Genomic DNA, 25,607 nt, shown 5'->3' with positions numbered 1-25,607 from the left:
TGTTGCGCGCGTGCGGCGCCGCGGGCCCCCGGGCGGGCCCCGGCCGCCCCCCCCCCGACGGGGGCTCTGCCCCCGCACCCCCGCGGTATTTTCATCAAGATGAAGACAAGCCCGCGTTCAGTGACCACGCGCCTCGATGTACTGGCGCACAGCGTCCTGCACGTGGCGGAAACGATCTCCGCCAAGGTGCTTGCCGCCGTACCAGCGGGTGACCACGACGATCTCGTTGCGGAGGTCCTCACGCTCCAGCATGCGCAGGATCACCATGCCCGCGCCGCTTTCGCCATCATCGTTCTTCAGTGGCGCGGACTCCGTGAGGCAGGCCCATGTGTTGTGCGTGGCCTTGGCGAATTTCTTGCGGCGCTTCAGTTCCTTGAGGAAAGCCTGCGCCTCGGCGTCGGAGGCGCAGGGGCCACCGGACACCGCGTAGCGCGATCCGCGATCGGAGATGATGTTTTCCAGCACGAGCATGCCGTCCGCCTAGCGCAGCATTGCCGTGGTTGCAAATGCGGGACGTTGAAACCGGGCCCCGGCAATTACGCCGAGGCCCGCGCAGCGTTCCGTGAGTGTCAACAAGGGGCTGCACCCATGCGCGGTATTTGACAGGTCCACTGTCACGGATAACGGGTAAACACCAGGTTAACTTCCCCGCGTGGCGTGGCGACACAGCCAGACATACGTGCATATCAACATAAGTTGACCGAGACAGGCAGATGCGTCAGGATCGCGCTATCGTGGTTGACGGGGAACCTCATGACACCCAAAAATACCGTCTGCCTGTGGTATGACTCTCAGGCGCTGGAGGCCGCGCGGTTCTATGCCGGGCTTTTTCCCGACAGTTCGGTGGGCGAAGTCTCTTACGCTCCGGGCGATTTCCCAGGCGGAACGGCGGGACAGGAACTGGTGGTCGGGTTTACCGTCATGGGCATCCCCTGCATCGGGCTGAACGGCGGCAAGGTGCCGTTTTCGCACAATGAATCCTTTTCCTTCCAGGTGGCCACGGACACCCAGGAGGAGACGGACCGCTACTGGGACGGGATCGTCGGCCATGGCGGGCAGGAGAGCGCCTGTGGCTGGTGCAAGGACCGCTGGGGGATCAACTGGCAGATCACACCGCGCGTTCTGACCGACGCGCTGGCGGCGGGGGGCGACGTGGCCGCCCGTGCCTTTGCCGCCGTGATGGAGATGCGCAAGATCGACCACGCCACCATCGAGGCCGCCATCCGGGGCTGAAACGCGAAACGGGCGAGCCCTGCGGCCCGCCCGTTCGTTACATTTTGAGGGAGGATTATTCCTCTGCCTCGGCCTCTTCCTTGGCCAGCTCTTCGCCGGTGGACTGATCGACCATCTTCATCGCCAGGCGCACCTTGCCGCGGTCGTCGAAGCCCAGAAGCTTCACGTAGACTTCCTGGCCTTCTTTCAGCACATCCGACGGATGGTTCAGGCGGCGGTTCTCGATCTGGGACACGTGCACCAGGCCGTCGCGCTTGCCGAAGAAGTTCACGAAGGCGCCGAAATCGACGATCTTCACGACCTTGCCCTTGTAGATGTGGCCCTCTTCCGGCTCTGCCACGATCGAGTAGATCATGTCATACGCCTTCTGGATGGCTTCACCGTTCGGCGAGGCGATCTTGATGATGCCGTCGTCGTTGATGTCGACCTTGGCACCGGAGACCTCGACGATCTCGCGGATGACCTTGCCGCCGGACCCGATGACTTCACGGATCTTGTCGGTCGGGATCTGCATGGTCTCGATGCGCGGTGCATGTTCAGAGAACGCGCCCGCCTCGGAGATGGCTTTCGACATCTCGCCGAGGATGTGCAGACGGCCTTCCTTGGCCTGCGCCAGCGCGGTCTTCATGATCTCGGGGGTGATGCCCGCGACCTTGATGTCCATCTGCAGCGAGGTGATGCCGTTCTCGGTGCCTGCGACCTTGAAGTCCATGTCGCCGAGGTGATCCTCGTCGCCGAGGATGTCGGTCAGGATGCCGTAGGAGCCGTCATCTTCCAGCACGAGACCCATGGCCACGCCTGCCACCGGTGCCTTCAGCGGAACGCCCGCGTCCATCATGGACAGGGAGCCGCCGCAGACCGACGCCATCGAGGACGAGCCGTTGGATTCCGTGATCTCCGACACCACGCGGATGGTGTACGGGAAATCCGTCGCCGCCGGCAGAACCGCCTGAAGCGCGCGCCATGCCAGCTTGCCATGGCCGATTTCACGGCGACCCGGCGAACCCACGCGGCCAACCTCGCCAACCGAGTACGGCGGGAAGTTGTAGTGCAGCAGGAAGTTGGACTTGAAGTTGCCGTGCAGCGCGTCGATGAACTGCTCGTCATCGCCGGTGCCCAGCGTGGTCACGACCAGCGCCTGCGTCTCGCCACGAGTGAACAGGGCCGAGCCATGGGTGCGCGGCAGGACGCCGGTTTCCGACACGATGGCGCGGACCTGGTCCAGCGCACGGCCGTCGATGCGGCGCGAGTTCTTGACCACGTCGGACCGCATCACGTTCGATTCCAGCTTCTTCAGCGCCGAACCAAGGTTCGAATCTGCCAGCTGCTCCTCGGTCAGGGATGCCTTGATCTCTTCCTTGGCGGCAGCGACGGCAGCAACGCGCTGCTGCTTGTCGGTGATCGCGTAGGCGGCGCGCATCTTCTCTTCACCAGCGGCCTTCACGGCAGCGGAAAGGTCCGAGTAATCCGGTGCGACGAATTCGAACGGCTCTTTCGCCGCGTCTTCGGCCAGGTCGATGATCAGGTCGATGACCGGCTGGATCTGCTCGTGCGCGAACATCACCGCGCCCAGCATCTCGTCTTCGGTCAGTTCATAGGCCTCGGATTCCACCATCATGACGGCATCCTTGGTGCCTGCCACAACCAGGTCGAGCCGCTGCTCGGGGTTGTTGCGCAGGTCGTGCATGTCGTCGACGGTCGGGTTCAGCACGTAGGAGCCATCCTCGAAGCCCACGCGGCAGCCCGCGATCGGGCCACGGAACGGCGCGCCGGAGATGGTCAGCGCCGCCGAGGCCGCGATCATCGCCACGATGTCGGGGTCGTTCACGAGGTCATGGGACAGCACGGTGCACATCACCAGCACTTCGTTCTTGAAGCCGGGGACGAACAGCGGGCGGATCGGACGGTCGATCAGGCGCGCGGTCAGCGTCTCCTTCTCGGTCGGGCGCGCCTCGCGCTTGAAGAAACCGCCCGGGATCTTGCCGGCGGCGTAGTATTTTTCCTGGTAATGCACGGTGAGCGGGAAGAAATCCTGCCCTTCCTTCTGCGTCTTGGCAAAGGTCACGTTCGCCATGACCGAGGTCTCGCCCAGAGTGGCGATCACGGTGCCGTCAGCCTGGCGCGCAACCTTGCCGGTCTCCAGCGTCAGGGTCTCTTCGCCCCACTGGAGAGATTTTTTCACTTCTTTGAACATCAGCGTATCCTGTCTGGAGGCACTCCCGAGCCCTCTCGGGTCCTCCGTTTGCATGGCGGCCCCATTGCCGCCGACCCCTATATCGTTCCATGCGCCGGGGTCAGAGCGTCACGTCTCAGATGGGGGCTGCCTTACCCGAAATCCAGCCATTTGGAAACCCGCTTTCGTTGCAGCGGGATCAAGCCGACATTAGGCAGAATCGCGCGATCAAAAGCCATGATCGATCCGGTTCAGGCAGAATACCGATTGCGCGATGTCTTCTCGGCCAAGGCGGTGCAGAAGGGTGGCGTGGTGCGCCGCTCCCGGCATTGGGTGGCAGAGGAAGTGGGCACCGAACGCTTCTGCGAGGAAGTGCGTCGCCGCGGTTTCCACCTGCTGGAATGCGGGCCGCAATACGTCGTCGTCTGCTCGAACGCGCCGATCCGCCTGATCGTCTGACAACCTGCGCGCGTCCGATTTTTCCTTGGAAAAATCGTCCCCGCCCCCCGACTTGACAGCGCATCAAACGCCCGAAATCCTGCACCAAAATCCCACGGACCATCCACGGAGGCGCAGATGATCACCAAGGACACCCTCACCTACGAAGCCCTCCCCCTGCCCGCGCGCCCCTCCCTGACCGACGCGCAGATGCGCCACGCCGCCGACCTGTTCCTGGCCACCATGCAGACCCGGCATACGGTGCGCGACTTCTCCCCCCGCCCCGTCCCGCGCGAGATCATCGAAAGCTGCATCCGCACCGCCGGAACCGCCCCCTCCGGCGCCAACCACCAGCCCTGGCACTTCGTCGCCATCTCCAATCCGGAGCTTAAACGCCGCATCCGCGCCGCCGCCGAGGAAGAAGAGGCGCGCTTCTACGACGGGGCCGCCTCCGACGAATGGCTCAAGGCGCTGGAACCCATCGGCACCGGCCCCTCCAAACCGCATCTCGAAGACGCCCCATGGCTCATCGTCGTCTTCGCCCAGCGCTACGGCCAGTTCGAGGACGGCACCCGGTACAAGAACTACTACGTTCCCGAAAGTTGCGGCATCGCCATGGGGTTCCTCATCGCGGCACTGCACCAATCCGGCCTCAGCTGCTTGACCCACACGCCCAACCCGATGAAATTCCTCACACAAACCCTGGGCCGCCCCGAGTCCGAGAAACCCCTCGTCATCCTCGCCTGCGGCCACCCCGCCGCCGATGCCACCATCCCCCGCGCCGCCACGCTGAAGAAGCCCCTGTCGGAAATCCTCACCATCAAGGACTGATCCCGGCAAAATTGCCGCGCCGATGCAGTTTTGCGCGGCCCCTCCCGCAAACCATGGTAAACACCGGAAAAACCCTTTTCGGACAGTGCCATGAATCTGCTGCAAATTGCCTCCTTCCTGATCGTTCTCGCCGCCACCTTCGGCGTCATCAACTACTTCGTCCTGAAACTGCCCTCCGCCATCGGCATCCTCGTCGTGGCACTTGCCACCTCCATGGGGATGCTGGCCCTCGACGCGCTGATCCCCACCTTCACCCTCGCCGATGACCTGCGCGCGCTGGTGCAAGGCATCGACTTCTCCGACGCGCTGCTCGAAGGCATGCTCGGCCTCCTGCTCTTCGCCGGCGCGCTGCATGTGAAACTGAGCGATCTCAAGGCCGTCTGGCCCACTGTCCTCCTCATGGCCACGGCGGGCGTCGCCATCTCCACCGCCGTCATCGGCCTGGGCTTCCACTGGCTGACCGGCGCGCCGATCCTCGTCGCCCTCGTCTTCGGCGCACTGATCTCCCCCACCGACCCCGTCGCCGTCATGGGCGTCCTCAAGGAAGCCAACCTGCGGAAATCATTGGAAACCCAGGTCGCAGGCGAAAGCCTGTTCAACGACGGCGTGGGCTACGTGGTCTTCCTCGTCCTCGTCGGCCTCGCCTTCCCCGCCATGGCGCACGGCGACGCCCACGGCTCTCCGGCCATGGATGCCCTGAAACTCTTCGCCCAAGAGGCCCTCGGCGGCGCGGCCCTCGGCCTCCTCCTCGGCTGGCTCACCTTCCGCGTCATGCGCCACATCGACGACTACTCGCTCGAAGTCCTCATGACCCTCGCCCTCGCCTTCGGCGGCTACGAACTGGCCATCTGGCTGCACGTCTCCGCCCCCATCGCCGCCGTCTGCTCGGGCCTCCTGATCGGCGACATCGGCGCGAAACACGGCATGTCCGAAGAAACCCGCGAATACGTCGACAAGTTCTGGGTGCTGGTGGACGAGATCCTCAACGCTGTGCTCTTCATGCTCATCGGCGTGGAAATCTTCGCCGTGCAACTGGGCGCGGACGTGCTGCTGACCGGGGTGATCTGCATCGCTCTCGGCCTCGCGGGCCGCTTCGCCGCCGTCGCCCTGCCGATCATCGCGCTCAAACCCTTCACCGACTTCGCGCCGGGGGTCATCCGCATCATGACATGGGGCGGGCTCAAGGGCGGCATCTCCGTCGCCCTCGCCCTGTCGCTCCCCGAAAGCGAATGGAAACCCACCATCCTGACAGTGACTTACGTCATCGTCGTCTTCTCGATCATCGTGCAGGGCCTGACCATCGGCAAGCTGGCAAACAAGGTCGGCCGCGAACCCGACCTCGTCTGACATTCCCTTCATCTTGATCCAAATACCCTCGGGGTCCGGGGCAGAGCCCCGCAGGCGCCTCAGCGCCTCCCCGACGCGCGCCCCCTGCCGCCAGGAACTGTCAGCACGCCGCGCTACCCTGACGACATGGCTACGAAAGGATCACCCATGCTCACCCTCTACCACGCTCCCATGTCGCGCAGCTCGCGCCTCGTCACCCTCGTCGAAGACCTCGTCGCACAGGACAAAGTCACCATCCGCGAGGTCACGATCACCCGCGAAGGCGGCGCAGGCGCGCCTGACCCCTCCAACCCCCACCCGGAAAAGAAAGTCCCCGCCCTCGACCACGACGGCACCGTCATCGTCGAAAGCATCGCCATCGCCCAGCATCTCTGCGAGCTCTTCCCCGAAGCGGGCCTTCTGCCGCCGACAGGTACACCCGAACGCGCCAAATGCCTGGAATGGCTGGCCTATTACGCTGGCGTGATCGAGCCCGTCGTGGTCGCCATGTATCTCAAGCTCGACAGCCCCGCCTACGCCCGCACCTTCCGCGACTGGCCGGCGGTCGTCACCCGGCTGACACAGGCGCTGGACAAAAACCCCTACCTCATCGGCCAGACCTACACCGTCGCCGACCTCATCGTGCATTCGCTCTTCAACTGGATGCCCGACCTCGTGCCCGACCACGCGGGCATCCGCGACTGGCACCAACGGATGCAGGCCCGTCCCGCCGCGCAACACACCATGCAGCGCGATCAGGCCTCCATGGCCGCCATGACGGTGGAGTGACTCCGCCGCCCCCTTCTTTGGTTTTCCAAATACCCTCGGGGGGATCGCTCCGCAGGAGCGATGGGGGCAGAGCCCCCTCGCCCCTCTCACAACGAAAAACGCCCGCGTCCTTTCGGAGCGGGCGTTCCTGTCCCTCGCGCTATAACTGCGCGAATTGCCTTAGCGGCGGATGCCGAGGCGCTTGATGAGGTCCTGGTAACGGCCCTCGTCCTTGCCCTTCAGGTAATCCAGCAGCTTGCGGCGCTGAGCAACGAGCTTCAGAAGACCACGACGGGAGTGGTTGTCCTTCTTGTGGGTCTTGAAGTGCTCGGTCAGGGTGGTGATCCGCGAGGTCAGGATGGCAACCTGGACTTCCGGCGAACCGGTGTCGCCTTCCTTGGTTGCGAATTCCTTCATCAGGCGGTTCTTTTCTTCTACGGTGATCGACATCGGGGTCTCCTTGAGATCAAAGGGTTATGGCACAAGCCGGGATGTCGTCCAGCAAGGCCCGTGGAGCGCACGAGAGAGACCTCCCCCGCACGGATGGGTGCCGATACGCGATTCCGCCCCGTTTGGAAAGCGGAAATCGCTTCCCCGGTTGGCCAGACGGTCGCAGCCTGCAAATGAGGGCCCGCCCCGGCGACACGGATGGCCTTCCTGGCACCGCATCCGTGGCGGCCACCAATCCAGGCGCAACGCGTTCAGGGTCTTTGCGCCCTGTAACGGCGGACTTCCCCGCGTGCCTCTCTTTGCCCCCGCCCCCGTAGAGCCTCGCTGCTTCGAACGTCCTCCTTCGTGGACCCACGCTGACCTACCGTGGCTCATCAGCGCCGTCGATGTCCGGACACCATCACCGCCCGCCATTGGCGGCGCTTTCCAAGGCATGAACGAAGCCATGGGCGCTGTCCAGCAACACTCTCGAAAGACATGGGTTCAGACCGAAACTCCGGCCGGGACGTCACGCCAGAGCCATCTGCGCGGCTACACTTTCGCCGATCAGCACCAGTGACTCGATTGCCGGCGCGTCCGCTGTGGGCATGGTGGTCAGAACCTGCCCGTCCATCACGATCTCGGTCACGGTCGGGTCTGTCGCCGAAACACGGATTTCCAGTTCCGGCTCACCCGCACCGTCAGCATCGTCGTAGACGATGACCAACTGATCCTCACCCGAGTCGTAATCCACAAGTTCCGAAGCATCCCCGGTGATCCAGTCGCCCAGCACCAGCACATCCGCGCCCTCGCCGCCATGCACCACGTCGCCCGAACCGATCCCGATCGTGTCGTCGCCGTCGCCGCCGTTGAGGAAATCCCGCCCGTCCATATCGGCGCCGTCGACACCACGCACCACACCGCTCAGCAGGTCGTTGTCCCAGCCCCCGAACAAGGTGTCCGTGCCCAGGCCGCCGACCAGCGTATCCGCCCCTTCGCGCCCATGCAGCGCATCGTCATCCGCCCCGCCGTCCATCAGGTCGTCGCCCAGCCCTCCGATCAGAACGTCGGAACCGTCGTCCCCCGCAAGGCTGTCATTGCCGTGATGGCCAAACAGCGTGTCATCCCCTTCGCCGCCTGCCAGCAGGTCGTCGCCGCCGTCGCCATGCAACGTGTCGTCCCCGGCGTCACCGAACACCGAGTCATCGCCCTCGCCGCCGCAAAGCACATCCGCGCCGCCCGCGCCATGCAGCACGTCGTCGGCCTCCGTCCCGTTCAGCAGATCCGTCCCCCCGGTGCCGACCTGCGCATCCGCCGCGTCGAGATCACCAATCAGGTTGATAAGCCCCATGCGCGCAAAAAGCGACGTCGGCTCGGGCTCTTCCAGATCAATCGGGTCATCATCATTCGGCACGGCCAACAGGTCAGGCACTTCGGACACATTCATCGGCGGAGTCATCCCGCCCGGATCTTCCGAAACCTCCACCCCGCCGGGCACCTCATCCGCCAGCGCCGCGCCGTCCAGCAGATCCCCCTCCGTCACCGCCGTTTCGCCGGTCTCGGACACCGCGTCCGGGGACACCATCCCCTCGAACTCCTCCTCTTCCTCCACGCCGCCGGTGCTGGCAATCACGACCGATCCCAGCGCCATCATGCCCAGCAAACCTGCGAGAAAGAACATCGTTGCGCACCTTGCACCTATTGCCCCGGATGATCCCAAATCACCCGCGTCCCTTCAACGAGTTTCCGGTAAACGGGTTAAGGAACCTTCTCTTTCACCCCGGATACCGCGCTGCGACAGGCCAGGGCTCCGGCTGCACCGCATAAGATACGTAGAGCGGATGACGCGGATGCCCCGCCTTCGTCAGCCCGAGATGCCGCACATCCCCGCGCATCCCTCGCGCCACCCGCGCCCCCTGCCCGTTCAGCGCACCATGCACGCCCCAGGCGGCCAGCACCACCTCCGCCTCGCCACACCACCGCGCCAGCAGCGCGGCGTTCTCCGGCCCCTCCGGGTCCTCTGCCCGCCGCAGATCCTCGGGCCGCGTCGCCCGCCAGGCGAACAGGTTGGCGATCCGCATGCCGCCAAAACCCAGCCCCACCGCCCGCCGCTGGCAACGCTCGATCGTCGGATCGTTCGCCAGCTCCGTCGCCGTCGAGGGGTTGAGCATCACGTACAGCACCTCCGGCGCCGCGCCCCAGACCCGCCGCAACCCGTAGCGATACCGCTCGCACGGCGAATAATACGCCCAACTCGACACGCCGTCCTGCTCTGTCACCCTCTCGATCATTCCCCCACCCTGCCCGCCTGGCACCCGGCCGACAAGCCGTAGGTCGGGGCTGTGCCCCGACTCCCCCCTAAGCGTATATTGACTCCCGCCCGTGGCGACGACACCCTCGCGCCACGCTCACAGGACATCACGCATGAACATCGACATGATCGAGGCCGCCGCCGCGCGCCTCAACGGCATCGCCCGCCGGACACCCCTGCTCTCGGCCCCGGCCCTCGACGCCATCGCAGGCCGCCGCGTTCTTGTGAAACCGGAGTGCCTGCAACACACCGGCAGCTTCAAGTTCCGCGGCGGCTACAGCGCCCTGTCCGCCCTCGCGCCGGAGGTCCGCGCAAAGGGCGTGCTCGCCTTCAGCTCCGGCAACCACGCGCAGGGGGTCGCCCGCGCGGCGCAGCTCTTTGGCACACCCGCCGTCATCCTCATGCCTTCAGACGCCCCAAAGGCCAAGATCGAGGGCACCCGCAGCTTTGGCGCAGAGGTCATCACCTACGACCGCGCCTCCGAAAGCCGCGAAGAGATCGGCGCCCGCCTCGCCGCGGACCGCGACCTGACCCTCGTGAAACCCTATGACGAACCGCAGGTCATCGCCGGTCAGGGCACCTGCGGGCTGGAGATCGCCGAACAGGCCGCCGCCGAAGGCGTGGCCGAGGCCGATGTCCTCGTCTGCTGCGGCGGCGGCGGGCTGACCGCCGGCATCGCGCTGGCGCTTGAGGCCCATGCCCCCGGCCTGCGCGTCCGTCCGGTCGAGCCCGAAGGCTACGACGACACGGCCCGCTCGCTGCGCTCCGGCAAGCGCGAGAGCAACGCGCAGGAGGCAGGCGGGCTGTGTGACGCCATCCTCACGCCGCAACCGGGTGTGCTGACCTTTCCGATCACGTCGCGCCTCTGCGGGCCCGGCCTCGTCGTGACCGAAGAAGACGCCCTGCGCGCCATGGCCATGGCCTTCCGCCATCTCAAGGTGGTGGCCGAACCCGGTGGCGCCGTGGCTCTGGCCGCCGCCCTGTTCCACGGGCACGACCTCAGGGGCGACGCCGTGATCTGCACGATCTCTGGCGGCAATGTCGACGCCGCGGTCTTTGCCCGCGCGCTGGACATGCTCTGACGCCCTACTCCGCCGCCAGCCGCGCCGGGCCGTCCACGATCATCATCGGACACCCGCGCGAGCAGCGTTCGACGCGGCTGTCGATGCCGTAAAGCCGCGCGATCATGTCAGGCGTCAGCACCTCCAGCGTCGGCCCCGTCGCAAGGACACGCCCCTGCGCCAGCGCCATGACCGCCGTACAGGTCCGCATGACCTGGTTGAGGTCATGCAGCGCGAGGATCATCACCGCGCCGGTCTCTTGCGCGTATGCACGCAGCGCCTCCAGCACCTCGTATTGCCGGTAGAGGTCCAGCGCCGAGGTCGGCTCGTCCATCAGGACCACCTTGGGCCGGGTGACAAGGGTCTGGGCGATGGACACCGCCTGCCGCTGCCCCCCGGACAGCTCGGGCAACTGGCGCTCGGCCAGATGCGCCACGCCGAACCTCTGCAGCACATCGTCCACCGCCGCCAGTTCCCCGGCGGACAGCCGCCATCCGCCGCCATCCTGCTTCAGCGCGAGGATGATGGATTCGTACACGGTCAGCGCGGCACTCATGCCGGTGTCCTGCGGCATGTAGCGCAGGTCGCTTGCTCCGGCACCGTTCAACCGCACCGCGCCCGGTCCGCGCAGCTGCCCCGCGATCCGGCGGAACAGCGTGGATTTCCCCGCCGCGTTGGCGCCCACCAGCGCGGTCAGCACGCCGCCCGCGATCTCTGGCGTCGAGGCATCGGTCAGGATCGTGTGACGCCCGTAACGCGCGCCGATACCGTCGAGGGCGAGGCTTACCATGGTTTGCGTCCCTTCGTCAGGATGAGCGCGGCAAAGAACGGCACGCCGACCAGCGCCGTGATGATGCCGATGGGCAGCACCGCGCCGGGCAGGATGGCCTTGGACAGGACAGAGGTCGCCGACAGGATCACCGCCCCCGACAGCATCGCTCCGGGCAGGAAGAACCGCTGATCCTCGCCCAGAAGCAGCCGCGCCACATGCGGCCCGACGATCCCGATGAACCCGATGGTCCCGACAAAGCTGACCGGCACGGCGGCCAGCAGCGACACCAGCACCAGCGCCTCCAGCCGCAGGCGTTTGACCGGCACACCCATGGCCGCGGCGCGCGTCTCGCCCAGCCGGATCGCGGTCAGCGCCCAGGCGCGCCGCGCGAACAGCGGCGTGCAGATCGCGAGGATCGCTGCGCAGACGGCCACCTTGGTCCATGTCGCCTTTGTCAGGCTGCCCATGGTCCAGAAGACCACCGCCGACAGCGCCTGTTCGCTGGCGAAGTATTGCAGCAGCGCCAGCGCCGCGTTGAAGCTGAAGACCAGCGCAATGCCCAGCAGCACGATGGTTTCGACCGTCACGCCGCGCATGGTCGACAGGCCGAAGATCAGCAAGGACGCCGCCATCGCCATGGCAAAGGCGTTGATCGGCACCATCAGCCCGATCGCCGCCGGAAACAGCGCCACGCCCAGCACCATGGCCAGCGCCGCACCAAAGCTGGCGGCGGCGGACAGCCCCAGCGTAAAGGGCGAGGCCAGCGGGTTGGCGAGGATCGTCTGCATCTGCGCCCCCGCCAGCGACAGGCTGGCCCCCACCGTGACCGCCAGAAGCGCCATGGGCATCCGGATGTCCCAGATCACCACGCGCATCTGCACATCGGCCTGACCGGGGAAGAGGATCGTGCGCAGCACATCGGACAGCGCATAGCGCGCCGGCCCCAGCGAGACATCGACCGCCAGCGACAGCACAAGCAGCGCCGCCAGCCCGCTCAGGACCGCGATCCGCCGCGCGACCATCCCGCGATACCCTGCGGCGTGGGAAGAAGGGGAGTTGGTGGTGAGAACAGCCATGCGGCCTCCGGGTGTTGAGGGCGACCCAAAGGGCCGCCCGTCAGGTCAGTTGGTGGCCACGTCGTCCAGCGAAACCCAGTAACCGGGGTGGTAAACCACCGGCAGGAACCGCGCGTGCAGCTCTTGCAGCGTCGCCTCGGGGTCGAGGTCCGCGAAGAGATCGGGATGCAGCCACTTGGCCAACTGCTGCACCGCGACAAAGCTGTAGGGGTTGTTGTAGAACTGGTGCCAGATCGCGTGGACCTTGCCCTCTTCGACGGCTTTCACGCCGGTGAAGCCGGGGCGTTCCATCAGCGCCGCCAGCTTGGCGCGCGCCTCTGCCTCGTCAGCCCCCGGCCCAACACCGATCCATGCGCCGCCGGGCACATAGGCCTCCCAGTTGCCGCCCGTCACCACGATCTGATCGGGGTCCGAGGCGATCACCTGCTCGGCGTTGATCGTGCCGAAGGTGCCGGGAATGAAGGGCTTGGCCATGTTCTCGCCGCCCGCCAGTTCCACGAAGGTGCCGAAGTTGCCGTTGCCGAAGGACATGCAGCAATCCTCGGAATAGCCACCCGCGCGCTCGACAAAGACCAGCGGACGCTCAAGGTCCGGCTGCGCCGCGATCACATCGGTGACGCGGGCGATCTGCTGCTCGTAGAAGGCGTTGAACTCGGCGGCGCGCTCGTCTTCGCCGAACATCGCGCCGATGATCTGCATCGACTGCGCCGTATGCTCGAACGGCTTCTCGCGGAAGTCGACATAGACGATGGGGATGCCCACCTTGGCCAGCTTCTCCTCGTACCCGGCCTCATCCGTCGCCGCCTTGGCTTCGAGGTTGAGGATCATCACGTCCGGGTCCAGCGCCACCGCCTGCTCGATGTCAAAGGTGCCGTCCTTGAAGCCGCCAAAGGTCGGAATGTCGCCAATCTGCGGGAATTTCTCGGCATAGAGCGCGTAGCTTTCCGGGGCCGCCTGAAGCAGGTCATCGCGCCAGCCGACAACCCGCTCGAACGGGTTCTCGCCATCCAGCACCGCGGCAAAGAAGATCTGCCGCCCCTCGCCCAGAATCACGCGATCCGCCGGGCCGTCCAGCGTCACCTCGCGCCCGGCAATATCCGTGACGGTGATGGGATCGGCCAGCGCAAGCGTCGGCAGGGCCAGCAGCGCCGTAGCGCCAAGCAGTCGTCGAAGGGTCATGTTCGCATCCTCGTTTCGTCTCTGGCGGCAGGGATAATTTTAACCTATTATTTTAGTCAAGTTATAAGTTGACAAAAATTATCGACTAATAGAAATCGACCCCAAGCAACCACGAGAGAGCCATGCCCGCACAGGCCCAAAGCAACCGGGACATCCGGGACGAGATCCGCGACTACTGGTCCGACCGCGCCGCGACCTTCGACGACGACCCCGGCCACAAGATCGCCGAGGGCGCCGAACTGGCCGCTTGGCGCGACCTCTTTGCGCGCCATCTGGGGGACGCTGGCGGGCGACGCCTGCTTGACCTCGCCTCGGGCACCGGGGAAATTTCAAGGCTGTGCAAGGGGTTGGGCTTTGATGTCACCGGGCTGGACTGGGCGGAACCCATGCTGGAACGCGCCCGGGCCAAGCTGCCCGACGTCACCTTCCTTCAGGCCGATGCCGAACGCACGATGCTGCCCTCGGGCTGCATGGACGTCATCGTCACCCGGCACCTCGTCTGGACATTGGTCGATCCGGCGGCGGCCTTTGCGGAATGGCACCGCGTGCTGGCGCCGGGGGGCGTGCTGCTGCTGGTCGATGGCGATTTCGTCACCCAGCCCTGGCTCGCCCGCATGTTGAAGCCCTTCGCGCGCCCCGTCAGCAACCGCAACATGGCCCGCCACCGCGAAATCCTCTCGCGCGTGCATTTCTCGAACGGCGCGCGCGCCGAAGCGGTGGCAGGGTTGCTCCAGACCGCAGGGTTTTCCGATCTGCGGATCGACAGCCGCCTTGGCCGGATCCACCGCGCGCAGGCCGCCGATCTGGGCTGGCGCAAATCCCTGCTGCGGCGATGCGAACACCGCTACGCGATCCGGGCCACGAAACACGCCGGATAACCGGATCACCAAAACCGAAAAAACGGGCCGCGACATATCTCGCGGCCCATTCGATGCCCTCAGAGGTCGCCGACCGGCGTCGCCTCGATCTCCGGCCACTTGGCAAAGGCCCCGTCGATCACGGTCTGCTTGTCCTCCAGGTACTTGTCAAAGATCGACTGGTTCACGAACAGGTACAGCTTGCCGTCCACGATGTCGGCAAAGCGCACGTCCCCGTCCAGCTTCTTGCCGACGTAGACACCAAAGGCGCAGAAGCCGCCGAACTGCGGCAGCAGCCCCGCCGGGTCAGCATCAAACGCCGCCTTGGCCTCGGCGGTGGCGAAATAGTAATCCACGCCCTCATGCGCCGAGGTGAACTGCGCGTCACCGATCACCGGCGCGTCGGATCTGAACATCGACACCGGGTCAAAGCCGTGCATCCCCAGCGGGTTGCCCGTCAGGGTCAGCCCGTTCGAGACATTCACCTCGTCGGCGGCAAAGGCGGCGGGCGCAACAGCGATCAGGGTGGCGGCAAGCAAAGCAGTCAGTTTCATGGTCTTGGTCCTTTCACAGGGTTGGGGGGGTAATGGGGAATTCAGGCGCCCTGGGCGATGCGGGTGACGGCGTCGTCCGTCCACCACAAGCCATTGGCAACCATGCGGAAATTGATGAGGGCTGCGAGGTAGCCGTCGCCTTCGGGCACCTTGGCCCCGGCGGTGGCGTCCCGCACTACGGCGACCTCGTAGCCCAGCTCCAGCAGCTCATAGAGATGCGCCTGAGTGCAGAGATTGGCGGACATGCCCGCAAGGATGACCTTGTCGATGCCGCGCTTGCGCAGTTGCAGGTTCAGGTCGTTCTGCGCCGGGCCATAGACCTTGTGCGGCGAACAGACGATGGTCTCGCCATCCTCGATGTAACGCTTGTACTGCGGCATCCAGTCGGCGCCCGAGCCTTCGAAACCGTCCAGCGACAGCGCATCGGGCCGGTCGAACATGCCGATGCTGTGCATGGTCTTCTCCAGCGTGCCTTCGAAGTGCCACTTGTGGTCATGCGGATAGTAATAGTGCGGCGAGATGAAGACCGGCATCCCGGCAGCCTTGGCGGCAGCGAACAGGCGCTCGATGTTGTCGACGGTCCCCTGCTCGGTGACGCTTTCGCCGACGACACCCCAGGTCACGCCGTCCTCGGACAGAAAGTCGATCTGCGGATCGGTGACCACCAGAGCGGTCCGGCCCGGCGTGATCTCCATGTCGACCTGCGGCAGGCCCGGCGTTTGCGGGTCGGCATAGGCGGTCATCGCCTCGGGCGTGGCGGCATGGGCCGCGCCGCCCAATGCTGTGAAGCCGGTCGCGGCGGCCCCGGCCAGCAGGCGACGCCGGGCAAGGTCCACCCGTTCGGGCGTGGCATCGCAGCCGCAGGTGTCGTGGTCGTGGTGTGTCATGCTCTATCTCCTTTGTGGTCGAGCGGGGTGGGTTTCGTTGCGGCACCGTCAGGGCACAGCGCCGCCCTGCGCGGGCGCTGGCGCGCCGCGTCGCGGTGGTCCGGTTCGGTCAGGGAAAGTCAGTCCTCGTCGGCGTCCGGCAGGATGCAGGCGCAGACGGGCGGCGGCATCATCAGCAGCGCAGGCCGCGCCACCGGGCGACGGTCGCCCAGGCCCTCGGCACGCACCGGGCCGGGCAGCAGGATCGCCGTGGCCAGCGCGCCTGCGATCAGGGCCCCGGCAATGGCGGCAGCCAGCAGCTGGATCATCTCCCGCGCCGCCTCAAGGCGTCGCGGCTTGCGGATCGGGTGACGCCAGACACCCGCAGACGCGGGCAACGGGCGGAGGGGGTCGGCGGCACTGGCCATGGCTTTGTCCTTTCCGGTCTGGGTTTGCTCCGGGCGTCTCCCGGGCTTCGTGTCGGTGGCGGGGGACAACCCCGTGGTGTTGAAACCAACTTACGCCAGGGCCTCCGCCCCCGTATCGACAGGGCCTGCCAGCCTTTCGACCGCCCCTGCCAACATCCTTCTCGGCGGCTGTGCGGCGGCGCTGCGATACTGCGCCGGGGCCTGCCCGACCCAGCGCTTGAACGCCCGGCCAAAGCTGCTCTGCTCGGCAAACCCGGTCAGAAAGGCCACCTCCGCGATGCTGCAATCGCCCCGCTCCAACAGCTCGCGCGCCAGCCGGATCTGGACCTCGCGCACCACGTCGCGAAAGGTCGTGCCCTCCTCGGACAGGCGGCGAAAGAACGTCCGCTCGCTCATCCCCATCTCGCGCGCCAGCACGCCCGCCTGCGGCACGCCGGTGCTCAGCGCTGTCGCCAACCGACGGCCAAGCGCCTCGCGCAAGGCGCCCTCCTGGCTCAGCGATCCGATCTCCGCCTCCAGCTGCTGCGTGAGGAACCGCGACAGCGCCGCGTCGCCCAGCCGGTTCGGCAGCGCCAGCGCCCGTTCGGACAGGATGACCGCATCCTCCGCCGCGCCAAAGACCACCGGGCAGCCGAACAGCGCCGCATACCGCGCCGGATCACAGCGGCAGGCATGGCGGAACGTCACCCTCTCGGGCGCAAAGGCCCCGTCGACAAAATCCCGCACGTTGCGGATCAGCCCCGCCAGCGCGCATTCGTTGCGCAGCGACAGGGCGGGATGCGCCCCGGTGCAGATCCTCAGCACGACCCGAGCCTCCGGCCCCGTCTCGTCCAGCACATAGGCCGCCGTGTCGGTCAGCAGGCGAAAGTACCGCGCCAGCCTGACCAGCGAGGCCCGCAGCGTCGGCGCGGTCTTCAGCGCCAGCCCCAGCACGCCCAGATCATCCATCCGGATCGTCTCGGCATAGGCCGCGACAAGGGCCACGCGGTCGCAATGGCGCGCCTCGATCCAGTCGAGCAGGTCAAAGAACCCCTGATCCCCCAGCCGCCCGTCCGGCTGCGGCGACAGGCGCAGGACGGGAATGTCATCGGACAGGACCGTCCCGTCCGGGGTCACTCTCAAGCCGACAGTCTTGGTCAGGGCCTCAACGAAAACAGCAGTCACGGTGGGCATGGCAGGCTCCGTAATAGATTGGGAATAAAGAAAAACCGCCTCCGGGAGCCAGAGGCGGCAAACCCCCGCGTCACAGCAGGGCGCGATACTCCGCCTCGGTCAGGCGGCGCGGGATGTGCCTGGGGCAGTTCCAGTCGAAGCCCTCGACATGGATCACCACCGCACGCTCGGCCATAGGCCCGTCCCCCTGCAACCGCGCGATCAGCGCGCTGTCTTCGCTCAGGCGCGCCCGCCCCAGCAGTTTCAGCCGCCGCGCATGCACGAAATCAATGGCAAGGATCGACATCCGGTCGTTTCCACGCAGGTTCCCCGTGCTGATGTACTGGCGATTCCCAGTGTAATCCGCATAGGCCACGGTCTTTGCGTCCAGCACCTGCAAAAAGCCCGGAGCCCCGCCGCGAAACTGGACATAGGGCCAGCCGTCCTCGGACACCGTGCCCTGGAACATGCCATCGCGCGCCGCCAGAAAGGCCGCCTCGCGCGGACCCAGCTCGGCCCCGTCCTGACGATCCTCCGCCAGCGTGCCCTCATACAGGTTGGCCGACCCCATGCGCCTTTGTTCGGCACGGACGGCGGCGGTAAAGGCGATCTTTGCATATGCGTTGGGCATGATCTTTCCTCACAAACCAAGGTCGGTCAGGCCGGGGTGATCCGCCGGACGCGGCCCCTGCGGCCAGTGGAACAGCCGGTCCTGCGCCGAAATCGCCAGATCGTTGATCGAGGCAATCCGGCGCGTCATCCGCCCGTCTGCGGCGAACTCCCAATTCTCGTTGCCATAGGCGCGAAACCACTGCCCGCTGTCGTCGCGGTACTCGTAGGCAAAGCGCACGGCGATGCGGTTGCCGTCCTGTGCCCAAAGCTCCTTCATCAGGCGGTAATCGTGTTCGCGCTGCCATTTCCGGGTCAGGAAATCGACAATCTCCACCCGCCCCGCGAACCGCTCGGCGCGGTTGCGCCACTGGCTGTCGGGCGTATAGGCGGCAGCCACCTGTTCGGGCTGGCGCCCGTTCCAGGCGTCTTCGGCAAGGCGCACCTTGCGGGCAGCACTTTCGGCATCAAAGGGAGGAAGCGGCGGACGGGTCATGGACTGTTCCTTGGTCAGGTCTGGCGGCAAGGCGGGCGCCCCGGCGACACAAGGGCCGGGAGGAAACCGGGACGCCCCGGGGGGAGGGCTTACGCGGCGCTGCGCGACACGACGGGGAAGTCGATCGGCGTGCCAAAGGCTTCGTTGAGGTAGTTGGTCAGCGTGTTCAGCGCGACATGGGCCACGATCTCGACCAGTTGCGCATCGCTGTACCCGGCGCGGCGGACCGCCTCGACATCCGCCTCGCTCACGCCGCCACGGGCCTCGACCAGCCGGACCGCAAAGCGCACCGCCGCGTCCGCCTTGGGATCGGTCGACCCGCCCCGGCGGTTGGCCGCGATCTCGGCCTCGTCCAGCTTGGCCATGGCCTTGCCGATGTAGCTGTGCGCCGACAGGCAGTAATCACAGCCGTTGCGTTCCGCGACCGCCAGCGCGATGCGCTCGCGCGTGGCTGCGGGCAGCTCGCCCTTCCCCAGCGCGCCGCTCAGTTCAAGGTAGCCCGACAGCGCGGCGGGGCTGTTCGCGGTCAGCCGAAACAGGTTCGGCACAGACCCAAGCGACGCCTTGACGGCCTCCAGCGCCGGGCGGGCTGCAATCGGGGCATCGTCGATGGTCTTGGGAAGGGGAATGCGGGTCATGAGGTCTCTCCTGAGATAAAGGTCTGCGCCTGTTGCGCCCCCTATAGAACAGACAGGTCTGTATATTTGTCAAACCCCCATCACCGGCATGTGACCTGCACAGCGCTTCGGTTGATCCTTGCCAGACTGGCCGAACCGCGTCACAAATAGACAGAACTGTCTGATATATCGGGGATCTCATGGCCAAGTCCCGCCGCGACCATCTGGTCGAAACCGCGCTGGAACTTTTTTACCGAAACGGCTTCCACGCCACCGGGATCGACAAGGTGCTTGCCGAATCAGGGGTCGCCAAGATGACCCTCTACAAACATTTCCGGTCCAAGGACGAACTGATCCTCGCCGCCCTGCAACTGCGCGACGAGCGGTTCCGCAACTGGCTGATGACCGAAATGGAAAAGGCCGCGACCGACCCGGTCGAGCGGCTTCTGGCGATGTTCGACGCCCTCGAAACCTGGTTTCACGGCAAGGCCTTCGCCGGTCTCGGCTTCTCGGGCTGTGCCTTCATCAATGCGGCCAGCGAGTTTTCCGACCATGACCATCCCGCACATCGCCTCGCGGCAGAGCACAAGACGCGCATCGTCGACTACCTGACCAAACTCTGCACCGAGGCAGGTCTGCCCGCCCCCGCCGACATGGCCGAACAACTCGCCCTGCTCAAAGAAGGCGCCATCGCCACGGCCCATGTGCGCGGCATGCCCGAAGCGGCACGTCTGGCAAAACAGATGGCCCGCGCGCTGATCGCCGCCGAAACGCCGTCAGGCTGACGGCACGCCCCGCGGCACAGACAGCCCCAAGCGTGCCCGTGGCCTTACGGGTCGAGCCGCCGCGCCTCGTCCACCAGCATGACCGGGATGCCGTCGCGGATCGGATAGGCAAGGCCCGCCGCCTTGCTCACCAGTTCCTGCCGCGCGGCGTCATAGTCCAGACGGCCCTGCGACACCGGGCAGATCAGCGCCTCCAGCATGCGGCGGTCAAAGGCGGTTTCCGTCACGGCGGTCTCGGTCATTGCATCAGGTCCTCTTCACCACCCCGCAGGGCGTATTCGATCAGCGTCACCAGCGTCTCGCGCCGGGTCGCAAGGCTCGGCGCCTCCATCAGCGCCTGCTTGTCCTCGGGGGTAAAGTCCAGCAGCATCGACAGCGAGTTCACAAGCAACTCGTCCTCCGCCTCGCGCAGCGTTTCCCAGTCCGCCGACAGGTCGCGCGCGTGGAAATAGCGGTCGAGCAACGACATGAAGCGCTCGCGGTCAAACGTCTTGTCATGCTCCGGCCCGCCCCTGTCGCGGTCGAAGCCCTCCCAGCTGACGCGGAAGCGGCGGTAGGGCTGGAACCCCTCCACCTCCTCGCCCAGCCGAAACCGAGAGATCCCCGACAGCGTAATCATGTACCGCCCGTCTTCCGTCTCGGAAAACTGGGTCACCCGCCCCGCACAGCCGATCCGGTGCAACCCACTCGCCCCCGGCCCCGGCTGCGGCTGGATCATCCCGATCAACCGCGTGTCGGTCTTCAGGCAATCGTCCAGCATCTGCAGGTAGCGCGGTTCAAAGATATGCAGCGGCAACCGCGACCGCGGCAGCAGCAACGCGCCCGGCAGGGGAAAAACCGCAATCACGTCGGGGAGGTCACTGATCCGTGTCATGGAAGGCAAGCTAGACCACCTCCCCACCGAGGCAATCGCGTCACGCGAAAATCATGCTCGACAGCTTGCGCCGCCCGTTCAGCACCACCGGGTCGTTGGGCTTCAGCGCCTCGAAGATGGTGAACAGCTGCGCCTTGGCCGCGCCGTCGTTCCACTCCCGATCGCGCCGGAACAGTTCCAGCAGCTGCGCCACCGCGCCCTCCGCATCGCCCTGTGCGTGCAAAGCCTGCGCCAGGTCGAACCGCGCCTGGTGATCCGCCGGATCAGCCTCCACCGCCGCCTGCAATTCGGCCACCGGACCGGCATTCGCCGCCTGTTTCGCCAGCTCCAGCTGCGCGTGCGCGGCCTCCAGCTCCTTCGACTTGGAAATCTCCACCGGGGCGCCATTGAGAACCGCCTCCGCCTGCGCCAGGTCGCCCGCCGCGATCTCGCAACGCACCATGCCCGCATAGGCCCGCGCGTTCACCGGGTCCTCGCCCAGCACCGCCGCGTAGATCTCGGCCGCATCCACCGCCGCGCCCTGCTCCAGCATCTCGTCCGCCGCCGCCAAGGCGTCATCCAGACCACCCGAAGCATCGCCCCCCGCCGCCTGCACCACGCGCTCCACGAACGCCTTCAACTCGCTCTCGGGCAAGGCACCCTGGAACCCGTCCACCGGCTGCCCCTTGTAAAAGGCATAGACCGTCGGGATCGACTGGATGCGCATCTGGCCCGCGATCATCTGCGCCTCGTCGACGTTGACCTTGACCATCTTCACCGCGCCCTTGGCCGCCGTGACCACCTTTTCCAACGCCGGGCCAAGCTGCTTGCACGGGCCACACCACGGCGCCCAGAAGTCGACGATCACCGGCACCTCGTTCGAGCCGTCCACGACCTCCGCCATGAACTCCGCCTCGGTGATATCCTTGATGATCGCGCCTGCGGGTGCAGCATTCAGGTTGAGGTCCATCGGTCTTCCTCCGGGTAAAATCTCTTGCCCGCCTAGATGGAGCACCCCACCCCCTCTTGCAAGCCCCCGCGCCCCTTCACCGCATCCCTCAAACCACGCCCAAGCCCCGTAGGGTGAGTTTCCACCCCACCATGCCCTCACCCAAATATCCCGTAGGTCGGGGTTTCACCCCGACTCCGGCCTAAACAGAAAACGATAGACAAGTTGGCGCGACTAACCCCATGGTAGCAGGCAATATTGCTATGCAGTAAAAACGAGTATTCGACCATGAGCAGCATTGAAACAGCCCTGTCACAGCTTGCTGAACGCATTAGAAAGCACGCCGACACGATCAGCACCGAGGAAGCCGCAAAAACTTCGATTGTTCTGCCGTTTTTGCAGGTGCTCGGCTACGATGTTTTCGATCCTTCCGAAGTGGTCCCCGAATTCACGGCTGACGCCGTGGGCAAGAAAGGCGAGAAGGTCGATTATGCCATTCGGCTTAACGGCGAAGTCGCCATCCTGATTGAATGCAAAGGCCTCGCCACGACGCTCGACCGAAAGCATCTTTCTCAGTTGTACCGATACTTCTCCGTTACCAAAGCGCGTTTTGCCCTGCTCACCAACGGTCGGGTCTACGAATTTTACAGCGACCTTGAGGAGCCGAACAAGCTAGACATAAAACCGTTTTTCACTCTGGACCTTCTCGACCTGAACAGCCGGGCGATCTCTGAGCTATCGAAGTTTGACAAGGCAGCGTTTGACGTTAAACGCATCCTGAGCACAGCCGAGAAACTGAAGTACGTGTCAGGCATCAAAAAACTCATAGCGGCCCAGCTTGAAGAACCCTCCGAGGAATTCGTCCGTCTGATCGCATCAAACGTCTACGAGGGGCGTTTGACGCAGGCCGTTCGTGAGAATCTGGCAGCCGCCACCAAAGTTGCCTTTACGGAATTCATCAGGGAAAGCGTTCAGGCCCGCCTCTCATCTGCGCTCCAGAGTTCCACGAATGACGAACCCGAAGCCCCTGAAATCGAGCCTGATACGTCCAACGATATCGTGACGACCCAAGAAGAAATCGAAGGCATGCTTACGGTTCGCTCGATTGTCAGAGACATCGTTGCTCCCTCGCGCGTGAACATTCGCGACGCCAAGACCTACTGCGCGATACTGGTGGACGACAACAATCGGAAACCACTGGCACGCATGCACTTCAATCGAAAGCAGTGGTATCTCGGACTGTTTGACGGCGATACCGAAGAACGGGTGGCCATTTCGTCCCTTACGGACATATACGATCTGTCTGACCGCATTCGAGAGACCGCGCGTCGTTATTCAGAATAACCGCGTGTCCCCTCACCTTATAATCCCCTCCTCCGCGTCGCCCCATTGCGTCTTGGCTGCGCGCGCCTTTTTCTCCACCTCTTCGGGCCGCATGATGTAATCGGTCGTGTCCGGACCTTTGACGATCTTGGCCAGCCGCATGTGCATGAAGGCGCGCAGCACGCGGTTCATCCGGTGCTGGTAGCCCGGTCCCATCGCCTTGAAGAATTTCACGACGTCCGCATCGAACGCCGCCGTGACTCGCGTCCGTTTCACGTCCCGACGGTCGCGGTCTTCCCAGATCTCGTGCCATTCGCGCGGGCAGCCGCGCCGTTCCCACATCACGTCTAGGATCTCGCGTTCGATCATCTCGACCGCGTCCACACCATACATCCAATTAAGGCGTTCCGCCTTCGTCATCTCTTCGGCTTGTCTGCGCATACGGGGCCCCATTCTGGTGAACTCCCGGACAGGGTGCAGGCCAAAGGTTAACGACCGACTCGGGGTCCGTGCGGCCGCAGATCATGCGCATGGTTTCCGCATGCTTTCCGCATGGTTTCTGCATCCCCCGATTTTGCGAAAATCGGGGGCTTAACGCTCCGCGCGCAGATCGCCTTTTACGCGAGTGTCACAGGTCGAACGTGGCGAAAACCGGCGCGTGATCCGAGGGCTGTTCCCAGCCCCGCGCGGCCTTCAGGATGCGGCTCGAATGCGCCGCGTTGGCGATGTCCGGCGTGGCCCAGACGTGGTCCAGACGCCGCCCCTTGTCCGCGCCCTCCCAGTCCTTCGCCCTGTACGACCACCAGGAATAGAGCTTGCCATCCCCCAATTCCTTGCGGGTCACATCCACCCAGCCCCCTGCATCTTGTGCCTGCGCCAGATGCTCTACCTCGATGGGCGTATGGCTGACGATCTTCAACAGCTTCTTGTGATCCCAGACGTCATCCTCGCGCGGCGCGATGTTCAGGTCACCGACGAGGATGGATTTCTCGGGCTTCGCGGCGTGAAAGGCGTCGCGCATCTGGGTCAGGTAATCCAGCTTCTGCCCGAACTTCACGTTGATCTCGCGGTCCGGCTCATCGCCGCCTGCGGGGACGTAAAAGTTGTGGATTGTCAAACCGTTGGCCAGCCGGCCCGCGACGTGCCGCGCGTGGCCCAGCTGCGCGTAATCCTCGCCGCCCGCATCCTCGATCGGCAGCTTCGACAGGATCGCAACCCCGTTGTAGCCCTTCTGCCCGCGCCCCACCATGTGAGTGTAGCCAAGCTCCGAAAAGACCTCCATCGGGATCTTCTCCACCGGCGATTTGCACTCCTGAAGGCACAGGATATCGGGCGCTTCCTCGGTCAGAAGCTTCGCCACCAGCCCCTTGCGCAGGCGGACAGAGTTGATGTTCCAAGTCGCCAGCGTGAACGCCATGCCGTCTCCTTCCGGGCTGCCAAGCCCCTGTAATTCAGATGATTTCGTCTTCGTCGTAGAGCGGCGGCGCCTCGAGATGCCCCTCAAAGCCCTCCTCCGCCGCAGCCTCCGCGTGTTTCTTCAGCGCCGGTTCCGCGATGTGGAACAGCGCGTCGCCCTCGTTGACGACGGGCAGGTTGGTGCGGCCGATGACGATGCCCGGCCCCTCGGCCAGCACCTCGATCTCGCGCTCTCCGAACGGGTCGGAAATGACCCCCAGCACCGCGCCCTTCTCGACGTATTCGCCACTCGCCTTCAACGTGCGCAGCAAGCCGCCCGAAGGCGCGCGCGACCACGACGAGCGCTCGCAGAACACCGACAACCCCCGCGCCCGCGGCACCCCCCGCCCCGCCACCATCTCGAGCTTTTCCATCACGCGCAGAATGCCTGCCACGCCGGCCCGTGCGGCGAATTCATCAAATCGCAACCCTTCTCCGGCTTCATACAGCAGAACATCGACCCCCGCCGCGCCCGCCTCCATCCGCAAGGACCCGTCCCGCACCTTCGAAATCAACGTCACCGGCGCGCCGAAGGCATCGCCCAGTGCGCGCAACCTCTTGGATCCCGGCGTCAGGCGGATCTGCGGAAAGTTGTCCCGCCCGACCGCCGCCGAATGCAGGTCGATGCCCACGTCGCAGCGCCGAACGATTTCGGTCATGAAAAGGTCCGCCAGACGCGCCGCCAGCGACCCCGCGCCATGGCCCGGAAACACCCGGTTCAGGTCGCGCCGGTCCGGCAGATACCGCGACTGGTTCAGGAACCCGAAGGAATTGACGATCGGCACCGCGATCAGCGTGCCCGCCAGACGATTTACCGGCGCCGCGCGCAGCAGACGCCGCACGATCTCCACCCCGATGACCTCGTCGCCATGCACAGCCGCGGACACGAACATCACCGGCCCGGCCTTGCGCCCATGCACCACATGCGCCGAGAGCGTCACCGGCGTGTGATCCGACAGCACCGACACCGGCAGGTCCACCGTCCGGCGACTGCCCGCCGCGATCACTTCGCCGCCCAGAACAAAAGGCTCCCGCATCGTCGTTCCTCCGACCCCGGCCACATCCG

General features: G+C 65.4%; 30 protein-coding genes. 9 read left to right on the top strand and 21 right to left on the bottom strand.

The window, feature by feature from the left end; genetic code table 11:
• Positions 1-117 precede the first annotated feature (117 nt).
• The gene (locus ACP16H_RS08535; protein ID WP_425071860.1) at positions 118-471 is read right to left on the bottom strand and encodes a YigZ family protein; all 354 of its coding nucleotides are present in this window, start codon (positions 469-471) and stop codon (positions 118-120) included.
• Between the two features lie 282 nt (positions 472-753).
• Between ACP16H_RS08535 and ACP16H_RS08530 the strand changes: the two genes are divergently transcribed.
• Positions 754-1,233, top strand: coding sequence for a VOC family protein (locus tag ACP16H_RS08530; RefSeq protein WP_425071859.1), 480 nt, complete (start codon positions 754-756; stop codon positions 1,231-1,233).
• Positions 1,234-1,288: 55 nt separating this feature from the next.
• On the opposite strand, the gene pnp is transcribed toward ACP16H_RS08530, so the two are convergent.
• Positions 1,289-3,427 (bottom strand): polyribonucleotide nucleotidyltransferase, encoded by a 2,139-nt coding sequence (gene pnp / locus ACP16H_RS08525; protein WP_425071858.1) that lies wholly within the window; start codon positions 3,425-3,427, stop codon positions 1,289-1,291.
• A gap of 216 nt (positions 3,428-3,643) precedes the next feature.
• Between pnp and ACP16H_RS08520 the strand changes: the two genes are divergently transcribed.
• The 4 genes from ACP16H_RS08520 to ACP16H_RS08505 all read left to right on the top strand — a co-directional run bounded on the left by ACP16H_RS08520 (position 3,644) and on the right by ACP16H_RS08505 (position 6,790).
• Positions 3,644-3,865: an N-(5'-phosphoribosyl)anthranilate isomerase gene (locus ACP16H_RS08520; protein ID WP_425071857.1), complete on the top strand. Its 222-nt coding sequence runs from the start codon at positions 3,644-3,646 to the stop codon at positions 3,863-3,865.
• Positions 3,866-3,982: 117 nt separating this feature from the next.
• On the top strand, positions 3,983-4,675 hold the full coding sequence (locus tag ACP16H_RS08515) for a nitroreductase family protein (protein WP_425071856.1): 693 nt from the start codon (positions 3,983-3,985) through the stop codon (positions 4,673-4,675).
• 90 nt (positions 4,676-4,765) lie between these two features.
• Complete coding sequence (locus ACP16H_RS08510; protein WP_425071855.1) at positions 4,766-6,022, top strand: cation:proton antiporter; 1,257 nt, start codon at positions 4,766-4,768, stop codon at positions 6,020-6,022.
• A 147-nt stretch (positions 6,023-6,169) separates the two neighbouring features.
• Positions 6,170-6,790: a glutathione S-transferase family protein gene (locus ACP16H_RS08505; RefSeq protein WP_425071854.1), complete on the top strand. Its 621-nt coding sequence runs from the start codon at positions 6,170-6,172 to the stop codon at positions 6,788-6,790.
• A 159-nt stretch (positions 6,791-6,949) separates the two neighbouring features.
• Here the strand turns inward: ACP16H_RS08505 and rpsO are convergent, their stop codons facing one another.
• The 3 genes from rpsO to ACP16H_RS08490 all read right to left on the bottom strand — a co-directional run bounded on the left by rpsO (position 6,950) and on the right by ACP16H_RS08490 (position 9,489).
• Positions 6,950-7,219, bottom strand: coding sequence for a 30S ribosomal protein S15 (rpsO, locus tag ACP16H_RS08500; protein WP_425071853.1), 270 nt, complete (start codon positions 7,217-7,219; stop codon positions 6,950-6,952).
• A gap of 508 nt (positions 7,220-7,727) precedes the next feature.
• Positions 7,728-8,879 carry a calcium-binding protein gene (locus ACP16H_RS08495; RefSeq protein WP_425071852.1) on the bottom strand — a complete coding sequence of 384 codons (1,152 nt, stop codon included), beginning with the start codon at positions 8,877-8,879 and terminating at the stop codon, positions 7,728-7,730.
• Between the two features lie 94 nt (positions 8,880-8,973).
• Complete coding sequence (locus ACP16H_RS08490; RefSeq protein WP_425071851.1) at positions 8,974-9,489, bottom strand: DUF1643 domain-containing protein; 516 nt, start codon at positions 9,487-9,489, stop codon at positions 8,974-8,976.
• Positions 9,490-9,622: 133 nt separating this feature from the next.
• Here ACP16H_RS08490 and ACP16H_RS08485 point away from each other — a divergent pair, with 133 nt between their 5' ends.
• Complete coding sequence (locus ACP16H_RS08485; protein WP_425071850.1) at positions 9,623-10,591, top strand: threonine ammonia-lyase; 969 nt, start codon at positions 9,623-9,625, stop codon at positions 10,589-10,591.
• 4 nt (positions 10,592-10,595) lie between these two features.
• On the opposite strand, the gene ACP16H_RS08480 is transcribed toward ACP16H_RS08485, so the two are convergent.
• From ACP16H_RS08480 to ACP16H_RS08470, 3 genes are read right to left on the bottom strand one after another with little or no spacing between them, the layout of a single operon-like run.
• Complete coding sequence (locus ACP16H_RS08480) at positions 10,596-11,360, bottom strand: ABC transporter ATP-binding protein (protein ID WP_425071849.1); 765 nt, start codon at positions 11,358-11,360, stop codon at positions 10,596-10,598.
• Complete coding sequence (locus tag ACP16H_RS08475) at positions 11,354-12,418, bottom strand: FecCD family ABC transporter permease (protein WP_425071848.1); 1,065 nt, start codon at positions 12,416-12,418, stop codon at positions 11,354-11,356. The genes ACP16H_RS08480 and ACP16H_RS08475 overlap by 7 nt, the downstream gene beginning before the upstream one ends.
• A gap of 45 nt (positions 12,419-12,463) precedes the next feature.
• Positions 12,464-13,597 carry an ABC transporter substrate-binding protein gene (locus ACP16H_RS08470; protein ID WP_425071847.1) on the bottom strand — a complete coding sequence of 378 codons (1,134 nt, stop codon included), beginning with the start codon at positions 13,595-13,597 and terminating at the stop codon, positions 12,464-12,466.
• A gap of 122 nt (positions 13,598-13,719) precedes the next feature.
• Between ACP16H_RS08470 and ACP16H_RS08465 the strand changes: the two genes are divergently transcribed.
• Positions 13,720-14,475: a class I SAM-dependent methyltransferase gene (locus tag ACP16H_RS08465; protein WP_425071846.1), complete on the top strand. Its 756-nt coding sequence runs from the start codon at positions 13,720-13,722 to the stop codon at positions 14,473-14,475.
• A gap of 59 nt (positions 14,476-14,534) precedes the next feature.
• Here the strand turns inward: ACP16H_RS08465 and ACP16H_RS08460 are convergent, their stop codons facing one another.
• From ACP16H_RS08460 to ACP16H_RS08430, 7 genes are all read right to left on the bottom strand, one after another.
• The gene (locus ACP16H_RS08460) at positions 14,535-15,008 is read right to left on the bottom strand and encodes a YHS domain-containing (seleno)protein (protein WP_425071845.1); all 474 of its coding nucleotides are present in this window, start codon (positions 15,006-15,008) and stop codon (positions 14,535-14,537) included.
• A 41-nt stretch (positions 15,009-15,049) separates the two neighbouring features.
• Positions 15,050-15,895 carry a cysteine hydrolase gene (locus ACP16H_RS08455; protein ID WP_425071844.1) on the bottom strand — a complete coding sequence of 282 codons (846 nt, stop codon included), beginning with the start codon at positions 15,893-15,895 and terminating at the stop codon, positions 15,050-15,052.
• A gap of 119 nt (positions 15,896-16,014) precedes the next feature.
• The gene (locus ACP16H_RS08450) at positions 16,015-16,302 is read right to left on the bottom strand and encodes a hypothetical protein (protein ID WP_425071843.1); all 288 of its coding nucleotides are present in this window, start codon (positions 16,300-16,302) and stop codon (positions 16,015-16,017) included.
• A 90-nt stretch (positions 16,303-16,392) separates the two neighbouring features.
• Complete coding sequence (locus ACP16H_RS08445; RefSeq protein ID WP_425071842.1) at positions 16,393-17,475, bottom strand: AraC family transcriptional regulator ligand-binding domain-containing protein; 1,083 nt, start codon at positions 17,473-17,475, stop codon at positions 16,393-16,395.
• Positions 17,476-17,545: 70 nt separating this feature from the next.
• Positions 17,546-18,085, bottom strand: a complete 540-nt coding sequence (locus tag ACP16H_RS08440; RefSeq protein WP_425071841.1) for a pyridoxamine 5'-phosphate oxidase family protein — start codon at positions 18,083-18,085, stop codon at positions 17,546-17,548.
• Positions 18,086-18,094: 9 nt separating this feature from the next.
• Positions 18,095-18,559: a DUF1348 family protein gene (locus tag ACP16H_RS08435; RefSeq protein ID WP_425071840.1), complete on the bottom strand. Its 465-nt coding sequence runs from the start codon at positions 18,557-18,559 to the stop codon at positions 18,095-18,097.
• An 89-nt stretch (positions 18,560-18,648) separates the two neighbouring features.
• Positions 18,649-19,197 carry a carboxymuconolactone decarboxylase family protein gene (locus ACP16H_RS08430; protein ID WP_425071839.1) on the bottom strand — a complete coding sequence of 183 codons (549 nt, stop codon included), beginning with the start codon at positions 19,195-19,197 and terminating at the stop codon, positions 18,649-18,651.
• Between the two features lie 179 nt (positions 19,198-19,376).
• Between ACP16H_RS08430 and ACP16H_RS08425 the strand changes: the two genes are divergently transcribed.
• Positions 19,377-19,961, top strand: a complete 585-nt coding sequence (locus tag ACP16H_RS08425; RefSeq protein WP_425071838.1) for a TetR/AcrR family transcriptional regulator — start codon at positions 19,377-19,379, stop codon at positions 19,959-19,961.
• Between the two features lie 44 nt (positions 19,962-20,005).
• Here the strand turns inward: ACP16H_RS08425 and ACP16H_RS08420 are convergent, their stop codons facing one another.
• The 3 genes from ACP16H_RS08420 to trxA are packed head-to-tail and all read right to left on the bottom strand — an operon-like array spanning position 20,006 to position 21,784.
• On the bottom strand, positions 20,006-20,203 hold the full coding sequence (locus ACP16H_RS08420) for a Trm112 family protein (protein WP_425071837.1): 198 nt from the start codon (positions 20,201-20,203) through the stop codon (positions 20,006-20,008).
• The gene (locus tag ACP16H_RS08415) at positions 20,200-20,835 is read right to left on the bottom strand and encodes an LON peptidase substrate-binding domain-containing protein (RefSeq protein ID WP_425071836.1); all 636 of its coding nucleotides are present in this window, start codon (positions 20,833-20,835) and stop codon (positions 20,200-20,202) included. The genes ACP16H_RS08420 and ACP16H_RS08415 overlap by 4 nt, the downstream gene beginning before the upstream one ends.
• A gap of 40 nt (positions 20,836-20,875) precedes the next feature.
• A complete protein-coding gene (trxA, locus tag ACP16H_RS08410; RefSeq protein WP_425071835.1) occupies positions 20,876-21,784 on the bottom strand; it encodes a thioredoxin in 909 nt (302 codons plus the stop codon).
• Between the two features lie 267 nt (positions 21,785-22,051).
• On the opposite strand from trxA, the gene ACP16H_RS08405 reads away from it, so the two are divergent.
• Positions 22,052-23,107 (top strand): type I restriction endonuclease, encoded by a 1,056-nt coding sequence (locus ACP16H_RS08405; protein ID WP_425071834.1) that lies wholly within the window; start codon positions 22,052-22,054, stop codon positions 23,105-23,107.
• 12 nt (positions 23,108-23,119) lie between these two features.
• Here ACP16H_RS08405 and ACP16H_RS08400 read toward each other — a convergent pair whose 3' ends face one another.
• The 3 genes from ACP16H_RS08400 to ACP16H_RS08390 all read right to left on the bottom strand — a co-directional run bounded on the left by ACP16H_RS08400 (position 23,120) and on the right by ACP16H_RS08390 (position 25,578).
• Complete coding sequence (locus ACP16H_RS08400) at positions 23,120-23,527, bottom strand: BrnA antitoxin family protein (RefSeq protein ID WP_425071833.1); 408 nt, start codon at positions 23,525-23,527, stop codon at positions 23,120-23,122.
• 187 nt (positions 23,528-23,714) lie between these two features.
• Positions 23,715-24,503: an exodeoxyribonuclease III gene (locus ACP16H_RS08395; RefSeq protein ID WP_425071832.1), complete on the bottom strand. Its 789-nt coding sequence runs from the start codon at positions 24,501-24,503 to the stop codon at positions 23,715-23,717.
• Between the two features lie 34 nt (positions 24,504-24,537).
• Entirely contained in the window at positions 24,538-25,578 is a 1,041-nt protein-coding gene (locus ACP16H_RS08390; protein WP_425071831.1) for a succinylglutamate desuccinylase/aspartoacylase family protein, read from the bottom strand.
• Between the last annotated feature and the right edge of the window lie 29 nt (positions 25,579-25,607).

It is taken from the genome of Sagittula sp. S175 (assembly GCF_049800975.1).
In the GTDB taxonomy this organism is placed as follows: domain Bacteria; phylum Pseudomonadota; class Alphaproteobacteria; order Rhodobacterales; family Rhodobacteraceae; genus Sagittula.
Note: the sequence above shows the minus strand (reverse complement) of the source record. Positions and strands in the feature narration are given on the sequence as shown.

Bases quoted from the DNA above. Each gene is read 5' to 3' on its own strand.
- ACP16H_RS08535 (WP_425071860.1), bottom strand. From the start codon at position 471: ATGCTCGTGCTGGAAAACATCATCTCCGATCGCGGATCGCGCTACGCG.
- ACP16H_RS08530 (WP_425071859.1), top strand. From the start codon at position 754: ATGACACCCAAAAATACCGTCTGCCTGTGGTATGACTCTCAGGCGCTG.
- pnp (WP_425071858.1), bottom strand. From the start codon at position 3,427: ATGTTCAAAGAAGTGAAAAAATCTCTCCAGTGGGGCGAAGAGACCCTG.
- ACP16H_RS08520 (WP_425071857.1), top strand. From the start codon at position 3,644: ATGATCGATCCGGTTCAGGCAGAATACCGATTGCGCGATGTCTTCTCG.
- ACP16H_RS08515 (WP_425071856.1), top strand. From the start codon at position 3,983: ATGATCACCAAGGACACCCTCACCTACGAAGCCCTCCCCCTGCCCGCG.
- ACP16H_RS08510 (WP_425071855.1), top strand. From the start codon at position 4,766: ATGAATCTGCTGCAAATTGCCTCCTTCCTGATCGTTCTCGCCGCCACC.
- ACP16H_RS08505 (WP_425071854.1), top strand. From the start codon at position 6,170: ATGCTCACCCTCTACCACGCTCCCATGTCGCGCAGCTCGCGCCTCGTC.
- rpsO (WP_425071853.1), bottom strand. From the start codon at position 7,219: ATGTCGATCACCGTAGAAGAAAAGAACCGCCTGATGAAGGAATTCGCA.
- ACP16H_RS08495 (WP_425071852.1), bottom strand. From the start codon at position 8,879: ATGTTCTTTCTCGCAGGTTTGCTGGGCATGATGGCGCTGGGATCGGTC.
- ACP16H_RS08490 (WP_425071851.1), bottom strand. From the start codon at position 9,489: ATGATCGAGAGGGTGACAGAGCAGGACGGCGTGTCGAGTTGGGCGTAT.
- ACP16H_RS08485 (WP_425071850.1), top strand. From the start codon at position 9,623: ATGAACATCGACATGATCGAGGCCGCCGCCGCGCGCCTCAACGGCATC.
- ACP16H_RS08480 (WP_425071849.1), bottom strand. From the start codon at position 11,360: ATGGTAAGCCTCGCCCTCGACGGTATCGGCGCGCGTTACGGGCGTCAC.
- ACP16H_RS08475 (WP_425071848.1), bottom strand. From the start codon at position 12,418: ATGGCTGTTCTCACCACCAACTCCCCTTCTTCCCACGCCGCAGGGTAT.
- ACP16H_RS08470 (WP_425071847.1), bottom strand. From the start codon at position 13,597: ATGACCCTTCGACGACTGCTTGGCGCTACGGCGCTGCTGGCCCTGCCG.
- ACP16H_RS08465 (WP_425071846.1), top strand. From the start codon at position 13,720: ATGCCCGCACAGGCCCAAAGCAACCGGGACATCCGGGACGAGATCCGC.
- ACP16H_RS08460 (WP_425071845.1), bottom strand. From the start codon at position 15,008: ATGAAACTGACTGCTTTGCTTGCCGCCACCCTGATCGCTGTTGCGCCC.
- ACP16H_RS08455 (WP_425071844.1), bottom strand. From the start codon at position 15,895: ATGACACACCACGACCACGACACCTGCGGCTGCGATGCCACGCCCGAA.
- ACP16H_RS08450 (WP_425071843.1), bottom strand. From the start codon at position 16,302: ATGGCCAGTGCCGCCGACCCCCTCCGCCCGTTGCCCGCGTCTGCGGGT.
- ACP16H_RS08445 (WP_425071842.1), bottom strand. From the start codon at position 17,475: ATGCCCACCGTGACTGCTGTTTTCGTTGAGGCCCTGACCAAGACTGTC.
- ACP16H_RS08440 (WP_425071841.1), bottom strand. From the start codon at position 18,085: ATGCCCAACGCATATGCAAAGATCGCCTTTACCGCCGCCGTCCGTGCC.
- ACP16H_RS08435 (WP_425071840.1), bottom strand. From the start codon at position 18,559: ATGACCCGTCCGCCGCTTCCTCCCTTTGATGCCGAAAGTGCTGCCCGC.
- ACP16H_RS08430 (WP_425071839.1), bottom strand. From the start codon at position 19,197: ATGACCCGCATTCCCCTTCCCAAGACCATCGACGATGCCCCGATTGCA.
- ACP16H_RS08425 (WP_425071838.1), top strand. From the start codon at position 19,377: ATGGCCAAGTCCCGCCGCGACCATCTGGTCGAAACCGCGCTGGAACTT.
- ACP16H_RS08420 (WP_425071837.1), bottom strand. From the start codon at position 20,203: ATGACCGAGACCGCCGTGACGGAAACCGCCTTTGACCGCCGCATGCTG.
- ACP16H_RS08415 (WP_425071836.1), bottom strand. From the start codon at position 20,835: ATGACACGGATCAGTGACCTCCCCGACGTGATTGCGGTTTTTCCCCTG.
- trxA (WP_425071835.1), bottom strand. From the start codon at position 21,784: ATGGACCTCAACCTGAATGCTGCACCCGCAGGCGCGATCATCAAGGAT.
- ACP16H_RS08405 (WP_425071834.1), top strand. From the start codon at position 22,052: ATGAGCAGCATTGAAACAGCCCTGTCACAGCTTGCTGAACGCATTAGA.
- ACP16H_RS08400 (WP_425071833.1), bottom strand. From the start codon at position 23,527: ATGCGCAGACAAGCCGAAGAGATGACGAAGGCGGAACGCCTTAATTGG.
- ACP16H_RS08395 (WP_425071832.1), bottom strand. From the start codon at position 24,503: ATGGCGTTCACGCTGGCGACTTGGAACATCAACTCTGTCCGCCTGCGC.
- ACP16H_RS08390 (WP_425071831.1), bottom strand. From the start codon at position 25,578: ATGCGGGAGCCTTTTGTTCTGGGCGGCGAAGTGATCGCGGCGGGCAGT.